Annotated in this window: 1 protein-coding gene; it reads right to left on the minus strand. The window is 38.3% G+C overall.

The window, feature by feature from the left end:
- Positions 1-27: 27 nt before the first annotated feature.
- Positions 28-1,077, minus strand: coding sequence for an IS30 family transposase (locus CP368_RS10035; protein ID WP_098044451.1), 1,050 nt, complete (start codon positions 1,075-1,077; stop codon positions 28-30).
- Positions 1,078-1,181 lie beyond the last annotated feature (104 nt).

A 1,181-nucleotide genomic window follows, 5' to 3' on the forward strand; every position in this document is an offset into this window, starting at 1 on the left:
CGTAAATTGCAATAATAAATTGAACACTTACGCTGTTTGATAGATTTTATCTAATTCTCTTTCGAAGATTTCATCTGGTGTGTGATATGCCAGGATCTTTCTGGGTAAAGAGTTGCACCAGGTTTCAATATCAATGATTTGTTGGAGAGAATAGTTATTGATGCAGTCTCCTTTAGGAATGAATCTGCGAATAAGACCATTATGTCTTTCAACAGTTCCTTTATCACAAGAAGTATAAGGATGAGCATAATAAATAAGAGTCTTAGAAACTTCTTCTAAATTAGCTAAATCCGCAAACTCTGAACCATTGTCAGTAGTAATCGTCTTGAAGATGTCATTCCAGTGCTCGCTGTATTGTTTTTGAAGCATTTTAAAAGCCTGCATGACACTGGCAGATGTCTTGTCAGGTATGCGAATAATCAAGAATTCACGGCTCATGCGCTCAGAAAGCGTTAATAGAACCTGATCATCTTTGGTTTTATGCCCTAGAACAAGATCACATTCCCAATGACCAAATTCATTGCGCTGGTCAATCTCTTTAGGTCGCTCTTCGATGCTTCGTCCCAGCTTTTTCTTGTTTTTGCGAACATGATGGAGCTTGGTATTACGTTTAATTTTTTCAGGCAAATCATAGTTCTTAATTGCAATTAGGCCTTGTTCTACATAGTTGTACAAAGTTCTGGTGCAGACTGTTTGATGATGTGAGAATTCACCGATAGCTAAGCTACGATTGGCACAAACGTCAAGTGACCAGCCGTCCTCAAAAAAATGATTAATGACGTAGCTAATAAAGTTTGCTTTCTTCAAGAAGTCCGATTTACGACCACAGTGACGACGATTAATCTGATAAACGCTCTGACCATGTTCAGCCTTATAGCGCTGCTGCTTGCCATGATAGAGAGAAACAGTACCACGTTTAACCTCATAGCTAATTGTAGAAGGAGAGCAGCCCAATTCGCGAGCAATCGCTCTAATAGAATAACCATCTTTTAAACGGGTTTGGATAACAACCCGCTCTTCAAATGATAAGTGCTTGCCTTTAACGTGCTGATTCATGGTAAAATGTAAAGAGTCCATTTGTGACCTCCAATAGATGTTTTTGTGGATATTAACATTCTATCAAACAGGTCCAGATGGACTTTTATTTTTATAAAGTGTTCAACTTGATTTTACAATCGGCG

Origin of the sequence: Lactobacillus sp. UMNPBX17, assembly GCF_002553735.1 — a bacterium.
In the GTDB taxonomy this organism is placed as follows: Bacteria; Bacillota; Bacilli; order Lactobacillales; family Lactobacillaceae; genus Lactobacillus; species Lactobacillus gallinarum.

Bases quoted from the DNA above. Each gene is read 5' to 3' on its own strand.
- CP368_RS10035 (WP_098044451.1), bottom strand. From the start codon at position 1,077: ATGGACTCTTTACATTTTACCATGAATCAGCACGTTAAAGGCAAGCAC.